This window comes from Vibrio superstes, from assembly GCF_003569005.1.
GTDB lineage: Bacteria > Pseudomonadota > Gammaproteobacteria > Enterobacterales > Vibrionaceae > Vibrio > Vibrio superstes.
Window position 1 is genome coordinate 478,654 of the sequence record NZ_BCUR01000004.1, and the last position, 15,845, is coordinate 494,498.

Genomic DNA, 15,845 nt, shown 5'->3' on the forward strand with positions numbered 1-15,845 from the left:
TTAAACTGCCTCCGCTTCTGTTTGTTGCTCAGCGACTGCCTTACGCTTCTGAAGAACCGCTTTGTAGTCACGTGGCATTACTTTCACCATTGACTGTAAGCTCACTTCAAAGTTGTCTAGGAAAGACTGAGCAACCTCACTTCCTGTGAATTGAACATGTTTAGTTAACATATCGAGTAGCAGAGCTTTGTCTTCTGCTTCGATAGGGTCTAGGTCTACAAGCTCAGCGTTAAGCTTGCTTTCAAAATCGCCACCTTTATCCCAAACGTATGCGACGCCGCCACTCATACCAGCAGCAAAGTTACGACCTGTTGAGCCAAGGATTACTGCTGCACCACCGGTCATGTATTCACAACCATGGTCGCCGACACCTTCAACAACAACTTTCGCGCCCGAGTTACGAACACAGAAGCGCTCGCCAGCTAGACCACGGATGTAAGACTCGCCTGAGGTTGCACCGTAGAAACAAACGTTACCTACAACGATGTTGTCTTCAGGAATGATGCTTGAGTTAGCATCAGGGTAGAGTACTAGCGTACCGCCAGATAGGCCTTTACCCCAGTAGTCGTTCGCGTCGCCCTCAACCTCAAACTTCACGCCCTTAGCAAGGAACGCACCAAATGACTGGCCTGCGCTACCGTTGAACTTAACTTTCATTGGTTCTGGTAGGCCTTGGTCTTTGTACACCTTCGAGATTTCGTTAGACAACATGGTGCCTACGCTTCGGTCGGTGTTGATGATTGGGAATTCAGCCTCAACAGCAGCGCCATTCTCTAGAGCAGGAATCGCCGTTTGGATAAGCTTGCGGTCCAATACATCTTCAAGATTATGGTTTTGCTCAATCTGGTTAAATACGCCGTCTTCTGCACGCGCTGGTTCTACATGCAGAACAGGCGTCAAATCTAGGTTTTTGTATTTCCAGTGTGCGATATCTTCACGAACTTTTAGCTTGTGAGACTGACCAACCATCTCTTCGATAGTACGGAAGCCAAGCTCAGCCATGATTTCTCGCATGCCTTCAGCCATGTACTGGAAGAAGGTCACAACGTCTTCTACGCGACCATCAAAGCGCTCACGCAGAGTTTTGTTTTGAGTTGCGATGCCAACAGGACAGGTGTTTTTATGACACTTACGCATCATGATACAGCCTTCAACAACCAATGCTGCCGTTGCCACGCCCCACTCTTCAGCGCCAAGTAGTGTTGCCACTGCAAGGTCACGAGGAGTCTTCATTTGGCCATCAGACTGAACAACGATACGGTTACGTAGACCGTTTTTCAGCAGGGTTTGGTGAGTTTCAGCTAAACCTAGCTCCCACGGCAAACCAGTGTGACGGATAGATGACATTGGCGATGCACCTGTACCACCATCAAATCCAGCAATAAGAACCACGTCGGCTTTCGCTTTCGCTACACCTGATGCGATGGTACCTACACCCGCTTCTGATACCAGCTTCACGTTAACGCGGCCAGCACGGTTTGCGTTCTTCAAGTCGTAGATTAGCTGAGCCAAATCTTCGATTGAGTAGATATCGTGGTGTGGCGGTGGTGAAATCAAGCCAACTCCTGGAGTGGAGTGACGCGTTGCACCGATCCAGTCATCGACTTTATCGCCCGGTAGCTGACCACCTTCGCCTGGCTTAGCACCCTGCGCCATCTTAATCTGAACTTCATCAGAGTTGGTTAGGTAGTAAGAGGTTACACCGAAGCGACCTGAAGCTACCTGTTTAATAGCAGAGCGCTCCCAATCGCCGTTCTCTTTGCGCTCAAAACGAGATGGGTCTTCACCACCTTCACCTGAGTTTGATTTCGCACCGATGCGGTTCATAGCAACAGCAAGGGTAGAGTGCGCCTCGTAAGAGATAGAGCCAAATGACATTGCACCTGTGGCAAAGCGCTTCAGGATGCTTTCGATTGGTTCTACTTCTTCAATTGGAATAGAGCCTGCTGGGTTCTTGACAAAATCTAACTGGCTACGCAGTGTGGCTGCATTATCACCTTGGCTGTCAACAGCGCTGGTGTATTGCTTAAACTGAGCAAAGTCTTTATTGCGAGTTGACTGCTGTAGCAATGAGATGGTTTCTGGGTTAAACAGGTGTTTCTCACCACGTTGTTTCCACTGATAAACACCACCGACATCGAGCAGTTGTACTGGGATCTCACGCGTCGGGTAGCCGATACGGTGACGAACCATTACTTCTTTGGCAATGTCATCAATGGTTAGACCCTGAATACGAGAAACCGTACCCGTGAAGTACTTATCAACAACAGACTTGCTGATACCGAGTGCCTCAAAGATTTGAGCGCCGTGGTAAGACTGCAGTGTTGAGATGCCCATCTTAGAGAAGATCTTCAGTAGGCCGCCATTCACGCCCTTACGGTAGTTCTCGAATAGGTCTTTAATGTGTGTTTCTGGATCTAGCTTCTTAGTACGTTGCAGATCAACCATAGTTTCAATAACTAGGTAAGGGTTAATTGCGTTAGCACCGTAACCGATTAGCGTTGCAAAGTGGTGCGTTTCGCGAGCGTCGCCCGTCTCAACAACAATGTCACACTTAGCACGTAGACCTTTACGGATTAGGTGGTGGTGTACTGCGCCCACTGCCAGCATCGCAGGGATTGCGGCATGGTTCGAGTTCACTGCACGGTCAGTCAGAAGGATGATTGAGTAGCCATCGACTACTGCATCTTCTGCGTATTGGCAGATACGTTTTAGGGCACGCTCTAGCTTGCCTTTGTCTTCGCCTGCTTGGAATACGATATCCAGAGTTTTAGCTTGCAGGTGCTCATTATCGATAGCACGCAATTTCTCAAGTTCAGAGTTTGATAGAACAGGAGACTCAAGCTCTACTTTTTGGCAGTGTTCAGGTGTTTCTGTCAGTAGGTTATGATCCTTACCAAGGTAAGTATTCAGAGACATAACCATGCGCTCACGAATTGGATCGATTGGCGGGTTGGTTACCTGAGCAAACAACTGCTTAAAGTAGTTAGAAAGGTGTTGAGACTGGTGCGATAGCACCGCTAGTGGCCAGTCAGCACCCATAGCAGAAAGAGGCTCTTTACCTTCCTTTGCCATTGGTACAATGATTTCGTTGACTTCTTCTGAGCTAACACCGAATGCTTGTTGCTTATGCAGTAAGCGCTCAGCTGAAGGTTGGTTGAATTCGTTCTCTGCGTCAGGCAGCTTCTTCAGGCTCAATAGGTTTTCTTCAACCCACTTCTCATACGGCTGAGCGTTTGAGATTGAATCTTTTACTTCTTCATCAGAGATGATGCGACCTTGCTCTAGATCGGCAACGAAGATGCGGCCAGGTTGTAGGCGACCACGGAATTCAACGTTTTCTGGTTCAATTTCTACTACGCCAGACTCTGATGCCATAACTAGGAAGTCATCTTTAGTCACTGTGTAGCGAGATGGGCGCAGACCGTTACGGTCTAGTGTGGCACCTACTTGAACACCATCAGTAAAACATACTGATGCAGGGCCGTCCCATGGTTCCATGATGTTTGCGTGGTACTGATAGAAAGCACGACGCTTAGGGTCCATGTTTTTGTTTTCTTGCCAAGCTTCTGGGATAAGCATCATCAGAGCATGCGGAAGAGTGCGGCCGGATAGCACTAGAAGCTCTAGCGCCATATCAAAGTTGGATGAATCTGAGCTACCTTCTTGACAGATAGGTAGAAGCATATCGATTTCAGCTTGGCTGAATAGGTCAGATTCAAGAATCGCTTCACGCGCCTTCATCCAGTTCAGGTTACCGCGAACTGTGTTGATCTCACCATTGTGCGCAATATAGCGGAAAGGCTGAGCCAGACGCCATCTTGGGAAGGTATTGGTTGAGAAGCGTGAGTGTACCAAGGCAAGCGCAGTCACCATGGTTGGGTTTTGTAGGTCAAGGAAGTACTGAGGTACTTGCTCTGTGGTTAGCTGACCTTTATAAACCAATGTCTTATAAGACAGTGAGTTGATGTAGAAGTCATCGCCAATGTTAGAAACACTTTCCAGACATACTCGAACAGTATAGTTACGCAGAACGTACAGCTTTCTTTCAAGCTCTTCAGGCGTTGTGCTTGGGCCACCTGTAATGAATACGTGTTCGAATTGAGGCTCAGTGCTTAATGGATCGGCACCCAGCATAGAGTTATCAGTAGGCAGAACGCGATAGCCTAGAACTTCAAGGTCTAGTCGTTGCGCGTTGCGCTCTAGAATGTCGCGACACTGTGCACGTTTGTACTCATCACGAGGGAAAAGTACGACACCCACACCGTATTTCTCGAAAGACGGCAGGCGAATGCCCAGTTTAACAGTCTCTTCTAGTAGAAACTCATGTGGCTTCTGAAGCAGGATACCTGCACCATCACCTGAACATGGATCACAGCCTTGGCCACCGCGGTGTTCCATACGGGCTAGCATATCCAATGCTTGAGTTACTACTCGATGAGATTTTCGGTTTTTGAGGTGAGCAACAAAACCGATGCCACAAGCGTCATGCTCCAATTCAGGAGTATATAAACCCTGGGCTGATTGCTCTCTATCCAACATAGGTAAATCCTTCCAATCTAATACGGCAGTGGGAGTACTCCCGTGCCATTCCTTATAATTGTCTTCTTAAGGGCTAATTGTGTGCATTAGCCTGCTTCCATTCCGTCTCTCGCTGAAAAGTTTGCGAGAAAAACATTCCTTGGTCATTTCCAATATTTAGCTTCTGATTAATAGAATCTTATAAAGGTAGGTGTGGAATATGACCGACTATTCATCTAAATCGAAGGCTTTAAATGAGCCGATTTTAGGCGATAGTTGTAACTATCCTACAATTTTGTCTAGCTTAATTCCAACTAAAGTTGCACCAAAATGGATTTTTTATGAACAGTTATTGGTTACATTTAGTTAACAAATCTGCGTTTATATTCACATGCAACCCTTTGCGTGAATAGATAGTACAAAAAATACCCGTCGATATAAAAAGACGAAAATGCTAAAATACGCGACCTTTGCTTGCAGGGATGTAATTTAGTTTCATGACAGGATGTCAGCCATAAATCGCTTTTACAGGTTAATACTCCAATGCAGTTACATGAACTCGTCAATACACTAGGTCAGGACCTTCAGCGTCGTTACGGCGAAAAGGTGCATAAACTGACTCTTCATGGTGGTTTTAGCTGTCCCAATCGCGATGGCACGATTGGCCGTGGTGGCTGTACGTTCTGCAACGTTTCATCATTTGTTGATGAATCGACACAAGCACAAGCAATCCAAGTTCAATTGAGCGACCGCTCCAAGGAAATAAAGCGCGCTAAGAAGTACTTTGCGTACTTTCAGGCGTATACCAATACCTTTGCTGAGGTTCAGGTCCTTAGAAACATGTATGAAGAAGCTTTAGAGTCTGCCGATATAGTGGGGCTTTGTGTTGGAACACGCCCAGACTGTGTTCCTGATGCGGTGATGGATCTGCTGGTGGAGTACAAGCAAAAAGGCTATGAAATCTGGCTAGAGTTGGGTCTGCAAACGGCAAACAACGGTACGCTAAAGCGTATTAATCGTGGCCATGACTTCGAGTGTTATGCAGAGATCACCAAGAAAGCTCGTGAAAATGGCATTAAGGTGTGTACGCACTTGATTGTGGGTCTGCCTAAAGAGACCAAACAAGACAATATTGAAACACTGCAAAAAGTGCTCGAAGTTGGGACTGATGGTATTAAGCTGCACGGCTTACATATTGTGGAAGGCAGCACCATGGCTAAGGCGTGGAAAGCAGGAAAACTTGAAGCTCCAGAGCTAGAGGTTTACGTTGATATTGCGTCGGAATTGATTCGAATGACACCTCCAGAGGTGGTTTATCACCGTGTCTCTTCGGCTGCGCGCAGACCGACTTTGTTATCCCCATTATGGTGCGAAAACCGCTGGCTAGCGATGACTGAAATAGGGCGAGCGTTGGATCGCGATGGTGCGCAGGGCTCTCTTGTTGAGCAACCCTTCATCTACACTAAGCCGGTGTTGAGCTAACTCACCTCTAAATTACTCTCTTGCCTTACTTACTTTTATGGTTAGGCAAGATAGACTACAAGCAGTTACAGCAATTGGACTGCTTGATGAAACAGCTGAAAACCTACTCACAATACTACGTCGATCTACTGGTTAAACTCGGGATCTATCGATTCTCTTTTCTCATTGCCGTTGCATTGATCACTTTGGCGATCTTGGTACAGCTAGGTATTAGCTGGGTCTTAGCAGAAGAGTTTGAGTATAAGCACATGCTTCGCTCCCTCGCTTTTGGTCTGATCATGACGCCTTGGGCGGTGTATTTTATCTCAATAGTGGTTGAACAACTTGAAGAGTCTCGCCGTCGCCTCTCAAAATTGGTTTCTAAACTCAGTGATATGCGAGAGCGAGACCTCGAACTCAATAATCAGCTTACCCAGAACCTAGATAAATTGAATCTTGAGATGAAGGAGCGCTTGTCCGCTGAGGAGTCCCGAGAGCAAGCGATGTTGGATCTTGAGCATGAGGTGATTCAGCGAGAAGTCACCCAGATAGCCCTTTCTGAGAGAACAGCACTACTTCGCTCATTTATTGATGCCTGTCCGGATTTGTTTTATTACCGCACCGCCGATGGCGTCTTTTCTGGATGTAACCAAGCGGTAGAAAAACTGACAGGTAAAACGGAAAAAGAACTCGTTGGCCTAACGCCATGGCAGGTTTATAAAAAAGAGATCGCACAACAGATCGTAGAAACCGATCAGATCGTGTTTGAAAACAAAGAAGAGCTCATTTACGAGCAGTGGCTCGAGTACCCTGATGGGAGAAAGGCCTACTTTGAATTACGTAAGGTGCCATTCTTCAATAAAGATGGCCAGCACCTTGGTTTGGTGGGCTTTGGTCGTGATATCACAGAGCGTAAACTCAATGAAAAATCCCTAGAGAAGGCGAGTAGAGACAAAACTACCTTTATCTCTACCATTAGTCATGAGTTAAGAACGCCACTGAACGGCATCGTCGGTCTCAGTAGAATGCTGTTGGGCACCAGTCTCGATAAAGAGCAGCGCCAGTATATGCAAACCATCAATGTCAGTGCGATTACACTGGGGCATATCTTTAACGATATCATTGATATAGATAAGTTCGACCGCAATAAACTGGAGCTTGTGCCATCAGAGCTGAATTTTAATGATTTTGTTACTGAGCTCGATAGCTTATCGCGCCTTATGGCAGAACAAAAAAGCCTAAGGTTTGAGTTAGAAAGGCTGACTGATATGCCCGATAGCATCGTTGTTGATGCTACACGACTGCGCCAAGTGTTGTGGAACCTAATCAGCAACGCGATGAAGTTTACCGCTGAAGGTGGGGTATTCGTTAATGTGAGTGCTGATCCTACAGAAGATAACCAAATAGCCATCCGCTTTGAAATAGAAGATACCGGTGTCGGGATCCCAGAATCTGAACTTGAGAAGATCTTTGCCATGTATTATCAGGTGAAGTCAGAAGAAGGGAATCTACATGCGGTGGGCACCGGCATTGGCCTAGCTGTTTCTCAATCCTTGATTCGAAAAATGGGTGGTGACATCTACGCGAATAGTGAATTGGGGCACGGCAGTACCTTTACTGTAGAGATTATTGTACCGCGCGGAAAAGGAATGACAGAGGTTGTTGAAAACCCTGAGCCTCTGCAACGTCCCCTTTCTATCTTTATGATTGAGGACATTGAACTCAATATCACAGTGGCGCGCTCATTGATCAACAGCTTTGGTCATTCAGTTGATGTGGCAATGACTGGCAAAGAGGCCTTGAGTAAGTTTGAGCCCACCAAATACGACATAGTGCTGCTGGATATACAATTGCCGGATATGACCGGGTTTGATATCGCTAAAGAACTACAAAACCGCTATACCAATCTGCCTCCTATCGTTGCGCTAACGGCTAACCTTGTGAAGGACAAAACCGCTTATCGAGAGGCTGGTATGCAGGACGCGATTAGCAAACCGTTGTCGGCAAAAGCGCTGCGAAAAATATTGAAGAAGCTTTGCTATTTAGATGATCAAAGCGTCGATGAAAAAACCCACGCCACCAAGTCTGTACTCGAAGACTCTACTGTAGAGCAAGTGGTAACAGATGAGCTGGTTGATAAAGAGATGCTCACCTCTTATATAGAGATTGTAGGTAAAAAGCCGGTATTGGATAGCGTACAGCTGTTCAAAGAGATGATGCCTGAATATGTCGCTATCTTGGATTCCAACTTGGTGGCTAGGGATCAAGAGGCAATTGTCTCTGAAGCGCATAAAATTAAAGGTGCAGCAGGATCGGTTGGACTCAAGCGCATTCAAATGGTCGCTCAACAAGCTCAGTCACCAGAATTGCCTGCGTGGTGGGAGAACATCAATGATTGGATCGATGAGATAAAAACAAGCTATCTATCGGATATAGATGTTCTTAAAGATTGGATTGAGCAAGAGTTTGATAAATAATAAGTTTATAATCAAATACATTCATAATGGTTTACGTACAGGAGTCAGCCATGAGAGTTAAAGTATTAGGAACCGTATTACTCAGTTCTGCGTTGTTGTTCGGTTGCGCCTCTACCGGTGAAGAAGTGCCTTGGATGGAAGCTGCACCCACAGCACAGGTTGAGCAAACCAGCGTGACACTTGAGTCAACTATGTGGGGCAACAAAATGCCGACCTTTGACGAGGCGCATTCTATCCCACTGCATGGCAGCTTAATCCTGACGTCAAATGATGCCATTCCAGCGGATCTGGGTGTGACCTCAATCTGGATTCGACACAATGGTGAGGCACTGCAAATTGACGCTGATGCTTTTGATGTAGAAGCGATCACTGAAAAGCAGTGGAAGATTTCATTTAAACAGACGGAATACTACGACGGTAATTTTGAGTCTGCTGACGTGGCGGTAGAGCTAGAGAACGACGTTCAAAAAATCTGGCTGGTGGAAAAGTCCGTTGATGTGGATACGGTTTACTAGCTTGGTCCCAGAAACGAAAAAACCCAGCGCTCGCTGGGTTTTTTTATAATCAGTATAAAATCGACTATTAGTCTAGGTCACCACAAAAGCGGTAGCCTTCACCGTGAATGGTCGCGATGATCTCTGGAGTACCAGCAACTGATTCGAAGTGCTTACGAATACGACGGATAGTTACGTCTACTGTACGGTCGTGTGGCTTAAGCTCACGTCCAGTCATCTTCTTCAGCAATTCTGCACGAGTTTGGATTTTGCCTGGGTTTTCACAGAAGTGAAGTAGGGCACGAAACTCAGAACGAGGTAGCTTGTAGCCTTCGCCGTTTGGATTAACCAAAGATCGACTGTTGATATCTAGAACCCAACCGTTGAAGGTGTACTTCTCAACGTTTTTGCTTTCTTCTTCATCTTTGCTCACATTCATTGAACGAGATAGAAGGTTACGAGCACGGATAGTCAGTTCACGAGGGTTGAAAGGCTTAGTGATGTAGTCATCAGCGCCGATTTCAAGACCCAAGATTTTGTCAACTTCGTTGTCACGACCTGTTAAGAACATAAGTGCAACGTTCGCTTGCTCTCTTAGCTCACGAGCTAAAAGTAGACCATTTTTACCTGGTAGGTTGATATCCATTATCACCAAGTTTACTGAGTGCTCAGAGATCACTTGATGCATAGAGTCGCCGTCGATAGCTTCGAATACACTGTATCCTTCAGCTTCAAAGATGCTCTTGAGGGTACTACGAGTAACTTGTTCGTCTTCTACAATAAGAATGTTAGGGGTTTGCATTGGCTCTACCTAAACTATGTGTAATGGGTTTTAAATATATAAATTCTAGGCAAAAAAATAACATTAAGGTAATCATTTTGTGCATACATATTGATGCGACTTATGACCTTTTGAACCTCAATGTCCCCCTCCTTGGAAATTCTCTAAGATACCTATAAGTCCGTAAGTATCTTTCATTCTTAGCCAAATTAGTTGCGCATCATACCGACTTAACAGCTTTCTAACAATCGGTCATTGTTAATTTATTTCACTTTATTGATTTAAATCAATCGATATTTTTAACAATGTCTCGAAAAGGCAGTGAAAAACCGTGATGTAGCTCTATATTCGCTGTTACTAAGTTACAGAACTGCGTTTCATCATGTGACTTAAAGGGGGTATCGTTACGCAGGTGTAAAAATCATGTGTAAGAAAACCTTAAAAACTGAAGCCTAGCTTGACTTCGATGGCACTTTGCCAGTCTTCATAATCTAGCGTCGCTTTTAGGTTAAGGCTTTCGGTAAGCATATATTTACCTGATAGTTCAGCGCCCATGGAGTCTGTGATGCGTTCCTCTTTGGAGTCTGCCGAGGTATAGATAGCACTGTTCAGAGACAGTTTTTGGTTTAATTGATAGTTAACACCACTGAGGAATCCTCGGTTGGGTTGGTTATCACCTGAATTTGAGATTCGGGTCGCGACAAATAGGTCTATGTTATCGAGGACAGAGTAGGCATACCCAGTGTCCATTCGCCATTCATCAAACTGCTCACCAGAGGTGGAGTCTGCAGACATAAAAAGCTTGTGAGGGGATTGAGAGCTAAGGGTAATGGCACTGTCATCGTACTCGGCTTCGTTGTCAAAATCAGAAGCAGCGCGAGCAAATGTAGTGAGCAACAAAGGTAAGACTAGCGCAGCAAAAAGCATCGCAGTACGAAGATTCAATCGCATTTTGCCTCCTAATCAGTCCTTTGAAGAGTATCAATTATGGATGGAGAAAAGACGATTTTCCAATCTGTTAGTTATAATTTGTCTGTCTAGTCTATGCAATATCGTGCATTTCCTTTTTTTAGCTAAATTTTTCATGCTGTTATGTGACGGCTGTAGTCTCATTTTTATTACCAAAAATGAAAAATTAATCTGTTTTGTTAATTTGTCGTTGACGAATTAAAGCAAAATAGGTAATTCTAGAGCCAGACAAAGAAAATAGATTGATTAAAACATACTGATGAATACACGTAGCCTGATTACCCGAATGATTATTACCAGCACCACGAGTGTTGGGGCAGGCTGCTGAAAGAAACATTTTTTAAAAAAGGCCTGTATCCCACCAGATACAGGCCTTTTTTTTTACAATTTTTAGCTCAGGGAGAATGGAATGCGAGTATTGAAATTTGGAGGATCTTCGCTAGCGGATGCAGATAGATTTTTGCGAGCGGCGAACATCATTGCGAATAATGCGGATCAGGAAGAGTTAGCAGTAGTGCTGTCAGCTCCAGGGAAAACCACCAACAAGCTGGTAGCGATCATCGAAGCAGCTTTAAACAAGCAAGATGCTGAGCTGCAAATCAAAGAGCTGCGCAACTCTTTTACTGGGTTGTCTAACGAGATAAAGAAAGAGCTACCTAACATTCAACTCGCAGAGTTTGAGGCTCAAGTTAAGGAGTCTCTAGATAATCTGGTTGAGTTTGTTCAAGGCATCAAGCTTTTAGGCATGTGCCCAAACAATGTTAATGCTCGCATCATCAGTAAGGGTGAGAAAGTCTCTATTCGCCTGATGAAAGCGGTTCTTGAAGCGAAAGGCCAAGCAGCAGGTCTTATAGACCCAGTTCAATACCTATACGCTAAAGGTGACTACCTTGAAGCTATGGTTGATGTTGACGTCTCAACGCAAAACTTTGTTCAATCTCCACTTCCAAAAGGACAAGTGCACCTAATGCCTGGCTTTACTGCCGGCAATGAAAAGGGTGAACTAGTGACATTAGGTCGTAATGGCTCTGATTATTCAGCGGCAGTATTGGCTGCATGTTTACGTGCAGACTGCTGTGAAATCTGGACAGATGTTGATGGTGTCTACAACTGTGATCCTCGCCTAGTAGAAGATGCACGCCTATTAAAATCTCTGAGCTACCAAGAAGCGATGGAGCTTTCTTATTTTGGTGCATCGGTTTTACATCCCAAGACCATCGCTCCTATTGCTCAGTTCCATATCCCATGTCTCATTAAGAACAGCTTTAATCCGCAAGGTGCAGGCACCTTGATTGGCCTAGATACCGGTGAAGATAATCTGGACATTAAGGGTATTACTACCCTAAATGAGCTAACAATGGTCAACGTATCAGGTCCTGGAATGAAGGGCATGGTAGGTATGGCGAGCCGCGTATTTGGCGCTATGTCCTCGGCTGGTATCTCTATTGTTCTTATTACTCAGTCTTCTTCAGAATACAGCATCAGTTTCTGTATCGAAGCGGCGAATCGTCAGCGAGCTAAATCAGTACTTGAAGAGGCGTTTGAGCTAGAGCTAAAAGACAGCCTATTAGAGCCTGTAGAATTTATTGATGACGTGGCTATTTTAACGCTGGTAGGCGATGGTATGCGCACCTCTCGCGGTGTAGCGTCTAAGTTCTTCACCTCATTAACTCAGGTGAACGTGAACATTACCGCTATTGCTCAGGGCTCATCTGAGCGCGCAATCTCAGCCGTTATCCCTGAAGATAAGATCTCTAAGGCGATCAAGGCGTGTCATGAAAACCTATTTAACTCTAAGCACTTCCTTGACCTATTTGTCGTTGGCGTAGGTGGTGTTGGCGGTGAGCTTGTGGATCAAGTGGCTCGTCAGCAACAGAAACTGGCCAAGAAAGGGATTGTCATTCGCGTATGTGCTCTAGCAAACAGCCAAGGCATGTTACTCGACGGTGAAGGCCTAAACCTTGAGCATTGGCGTGACCGTATGAACAATGCAAGCGAGAAGTTCAGCCTAGCGTCGCTAAGCGCAATGGTTCAGCGCAACCACATCATCAACCCTGTATTAGTGGACTGTACTTCAAGTGAGAATGTTGCGGGACAATACGCTGATTTCCTTCAAGCGGGCTTCCATGTCGTTACACCGAACAAGAAGGCCAACACAGCAAGCATGGCGTACTACCATCAGCTTCGTCAGGTGGCGCGCTCTTCTCGTCGTAAACTCATGTATGAAACAACGGTTGGCGCGGGCTTGCCAGTGATCGAAAACCTACAAAACCTAATCAATGCAGGTGATGAACTGGTTAAGTTCAACGGCATCCTATCCGGCTCCCTTTCTTTCATCTTTGGTAAGCTAGATGAAGGAATGACACTGAGTGAAGCGACTAAGGTTGCAATGGAAAATGGCTTTACTGAGCCAGATCCTCGTGATGACCTATCAGGCATGGATGTGGCGCGTAAGCTGCTTATCCTAGCTCGTGAAACCGGCATGGCCATAGAACTAGAAGACGTTGTTGTCGACCAAGCGCTACCACCAGGCTTTGATGACTCAGGCTCTATTGAAGAGTTTGTCGAACGTCTACCTCAAGCTGATGCGTACTTCTCGGAAATGTCGCAAAAGGCGGCAGAAGAAGGCAAGGTACTTCGCTATGTAGGTGAAATCGTTGATGGCAAATGTCGCGTGACGATTGCTGCAGTCAATGAAGACGATCCTCTATTTAAAGTTAAAGATGGTGAAAATGCCCTAGCATTCTATAGCCGTTACTACCAACCAATTCCACTGGTTATGCGTGGCTACGGTGCGGGTACTGAGGTAACTGCTGCTGGTGTATTCTCTGATGTTATGCGTACATTGGGCTGGAAACTGGGGATCTAAACATGAAAGAGAGTGTTTGTGTTTATGCTCCAGCATCAATCGGTAATGTGAGCGTTGGCTTTGATGTGCTAGGAGCAGCGGTATCACCTGTTGATGGCACGCTGCTTGGTGACCGAGTGATGGTCACTGCTGGTGAATCTGCATTTGAACTAAAAACAGCGGGCCGTTTTGTTGCAAAGCTACCTGCTGATGCGAAACAAAATATTGTGTATCGCTGCTGGCAGGTGTTTACTCGTGAAATGTCGAGCAAGGGACAGCCTATGCGTCACCTTGAAATGACCCTAGAGAAGAACATGCCAATCGGTTCGGGCTTGGGCTCAAGTGCTTGCTCTATTGTCGCGGCATTGGATGCGCTGAATCAGTTCCATGACAATCCGCTTAACGAAACAGAATTGTTGGCGTTAATGGGGGAAATGGAAGGCGAAATCTCAGGTGGTGTTCACTACGACAATGTCGCACCTTGCTACCTTGGTGGCGTGCAGTTGATGGTTGAAGAGCTTGGCATTATCAGTCAAGAGGTGCCGAGTTTTGACAGCTGGTACTGGGTAATGGCTTATCCTGGCATCAATGTGTCCACAGCTGCCGCGCGCGAGATCTTGCCGGCTCAATACCGTAGACAAGACATCATCGCTCATGGGCGTCATTTAGCTGGCTTTATTCATGCTAGCTATTCAGGCCAACCCGAGCTTGCCGCTAAGATGATCAAAGACGTCATTGCTGAACCTTATAGACAGCGTCTATTGCCAGGTTTCCCTGAAGCTCGCAGCTATGCGGCAACCGCAGGCGCTCTGACCTCAGGAATTTCAGGCAGTGGTCCCACAATGTTTACTATCTGTGATAGTTTAGAGGTTGCGGAGCGAGTCAAATCTTGGCTTGAAGTTAATTATGTACAAAATGATGAAGGATTCGTGCACATCTGCAAGATAGATCAGCAGGGCTCGAAAGTAACAGGAAGTAAATTATGAAGCTGTATAACATCAAAGAAAATGACGAGCAGGTCTCTTTTGGACAAGCGGTTCGTCAGGGGTTAGGTCGCAATCAAGGGTTGTTTTTCCCAACCAATATCCCAGCACTCGATAACATCGACGCGTTGCTCGAGGAAGACTTTGTAACCCGAAGCAGTAAGATACTTTCGGCGCTTATTGGTGATGAGCTTTCTGAGTCTCAAGTCTCTCAGATGGTAGATACCGCATTTCAGTTCCCAGCGCCTATCAAATCAGTTAAAGACGGCACTTATGCACTAGAGTTGTTCCACGGTCCTACACTCGCGTTTAAGGACTTTGGCGGTCGCTTTATGGCTCAGTCACTAGCAACGGTTTCTAAGGGTGGCAAGATCACTATCTTGACGGCAACCTCAGGTGACACAGGCGCAGCGGTTGCTCATGCCTTCTACGGCATGGCGGATATCAACGTCGTTATTCTGTATCCAAAAGGCAAGATCAGCCCTCTTCAAGAGAAGCTATTTTGTACGCTTGGTAAGAACATTCATACTGTTGCCATTGATGGTGACTTTGATGACTGTCAGGCATTGGTAAAGAAAGCATTTGATGATGAAGCTCTACGTCAAGAGATTGGGCTGAACTCAGCGAACTCAATTAACATCAGCCGTTTGATGGCTCAAATCTGTTACTACTTTGAAGCGGCTGCTCAAATGAGCAAGTCAGAGCGCGAGAATCTGGTGATTTCAGTGCCAAGTGGTAACTTTGGCAACCTAACAGCAGGCTTGCTTGCCAAGGCCTTAGGCCTGCCGATCAAGCGTTTTATCGCAGCCACTAATGCCAATGATACTGTGCCACGCTACCTAGAAACCGGTAAGTGGGAGCCAAAACCAACGGTTGCTACTACTTCAAACGCAATGGATGTTAGCCAGCCAAATAACTGGCCTCGTATTGAAGAGCTTTGTCAGCGCGAAGGCTGGGGATTAGATACTCTTGGTAGCGCAGCCGTAACGGATGAGCAAAGTGCCGCGAGCGTGAAGGAGTTGTACGATTCAGGCTATCTATGTGAGCCTCATGGCGCGATTGCATACCGTGCTCTTCAAGAGCAACTTGCTGAGGGTGAAACTGGCCTGTTCCTATGCACTGCTCACCCTGCGAAGTTCAAAGAAGTGGTCGATGATATCCTAGGTACTGATATCGAATTACCAGGACCTCTGGCAAAGCATGCTGCGATGGACCTGTTGTCAGAAGATCTTGCTAATGATTTTGACCTGTTAAAAACAGTGTTGAGAAAAGTACAGTAATCTTCTGTAGATAAAAAAACGGCGCTCAGGC

9 protein-coding genes are annotated in these 15,845 nt (G+C 45.9%); 6 read left to right on the forward strand and 3 right to left on the reverse strand.

What is annotated here, in order from left to right; translation table 11 throughout:
• Entirely contained in the window at positions 1 to 4,542 is a 4,542-nt protein-coding gene (gltB, locus tag D5I41_RS10215) for a glutamate synthase large subunit (RefSeq protein ID WP_119009708.1), read from the reverse strand.
• A gap of 522 nt (positions 4,543 to 5,064) precedes the next feature.
• On the opposite strand from gltB, the gene mnmL reads away from it, so the two are divergent.
• The 3 genes from mnmL (at position 5,065) to D5I41_RS10230 (ending at position 8,974) form a co-directional block, all read left to right on the forward strand.
• Entirely contained in the window at positions 5,065 to 6,003 is a 939-nt protein-coding gene (gene mnmL, locus D5I41_RS10220) for a tRNA modification radical SAM protein MnmL/YtqA (protein WP_119009709.1), read from the forward strand.
• 86 nt (positions 6,004 to 6,089) lie between these two features.
• Complete coding sequence (gene arcB / locus D5I41_RS10225; protein ID WP_119009710.1) at positions 6,090 to 8,459, forward strand: aerobic respiration two-component sensor histidine kinase ArcB; 2,370 nt, start codon at positions 6,090 to 6,092, stop codon at positions 8,457 to 8,459.
• Between the two features lie 50 nt (positions 8,460 to 8,509).
• Positions 8,510 to 8,974: a hypothetical protein gene (locus D5I41_RS10230; protein ID WP_119009711.1), complete on the forward strand. Its 465-nt coding sequence runs from the start codon at positions 8,510 to 8,512 to the stop codon at positions 8,972 to 8,974.
• Positions 8,975 to 9,041: 67 nt separating this feature from the next.
• Here D5I41_RS10230 and arcA read toward each other — a convergent pair whose 3' ends face one another.
• Positions 9,042 to 9,755 (reverse strand): two-component system response regulator ArcA, encoded by a 714-nt coding sequence (gene arcA / locus D5I41_RS10235; RefSeq protein ID WP_017026869.1) that lies wholly within the window; start codon positions 9,753 to 9,755, stop codon positions 9,042 to 9,044.
• Positions 9,756 to 10,172: 417 nt separating this feature from the next.
• The gene (locus tag D5I41_RS10240) at positions 10,173 to 10,685 is read right to left on the reverse strand and encodes a hypothetical protein (protein WP_119009712.1); all 513 of its coding nucleotides are present in this window, start codon (positions 10,683 to 10,685) and stop codon (positions 10,173 to 10,175) included.
• Between the two features lie 427 nt (positions 10,686 to 11,112).
• Here D5I41_RS10240 and thrA point away from each other — a divergent pair, with 427 nt between their 5' ends.
• The 3 genes from thrA to thrC are packed head-to-tail and all read left to right on the forward strand — an operon-like array spanning position 11,113 to position 15,814.
• Positions 11,113 to 13,572, forward strand: a complete 2,460-nt coding sequence (gene thrA, locus D5I41_RS10245) for a bifunctional aspartate kinase/homoserine dehydrogenase I (protein WP_119009713.1) — start codon at positions 11,113 to 11,115, stop codon at positions 13,570 to 13,572.
• A gap of 2 nt (positions 13,573 to 13,574) precedes the next feature.
• Positions 13,575 to 14,537: a homoserine kinase gene (gene thrB, locus D5I41_RS10250; protein ID WP_119009714.1), complete on the forward strand. Its 963-nt coding sequence runs from the start codon at positions 13,575 to 13,577 to the stop codon at positions 14,535 to 14,537.
• Complete coding sequence (gene thrC / locus D5I41_RS10255; RefSeq protein ID WP_119009715.1) at positions 14,534 to 15,814, forward strand: threonine synthase; 1,281 nt, start codon at positions 14,534 to 14,536, stop codon at positions 15,812 to 15,814. The genes thrB and thrC overlap by 4 nt, the downstream gene beginning before the upstream one ends.
• Positions 15,815 to 15,845: the final 31 nt, after the last annotated feature.

Bases quoted from the DNA above. Each gene is read 5' to 3' on its own strand.
- thrB (WP_119009714.1), top strand. From the start codon at position 13,575: ATGAAAGAGAGTGTTTGTGTTTATGCTCCAGCATCAATCGGTAATGTG.
- D5I41_RS10240 (WP_119009712.1), bottom strand. From the start codon at position 10,685: ATGCGATTGAATCTTCGTACTGCGATGCTTTTTGCTGCGCTAGTCTTA.
- thrA (WP_119009713.1), top strand. From the start codon at position 11,113: ATGCGAGTATTGAAATTTGGAGGATCTTCGCTAGCGGATGCAGATAGA.
- gltB (WP_119009708.1), bottom strand. From the start codon at position 4,542: ATGTTGGATAGAGAGCAATCAGCCCAGGGTTTATATACTCCTGAATTG.
- thrC (WP_119009715.1), top strand. From the start codon at position 14,534: ATGAAGCTGTATAACATCAAAGAAAATGACGAGCAGGTCTCTTTTGGA.
- D5I41_RS10230 (WP_119009711.1), top strand. From the start codon at position 8,510: ATGAGAGTTAAAGTATTAGGAACCGTATTACTCAGTTCTGCGTTGTTG.
- mnmL (WP_119009709.1), top strand. From the start codon at position 5,065: ATGCAGTTACATGAACTCGTCAATACACTAGGTCAGGACCTTCAGCGT.
- arcB (WP_119009710.1), top strand. From the start codon at position 6,090: ATGAAACAGCTGAAAACCTACTCACAATACTACGTCGATCTACTGGTT.
- arcA (WP_017026869.1), bottom strand. From the start codon at position 9,755: ATGCAAACCCCTAACATTCTTATTGTAGAAGACGAACAAGTTACTCGT.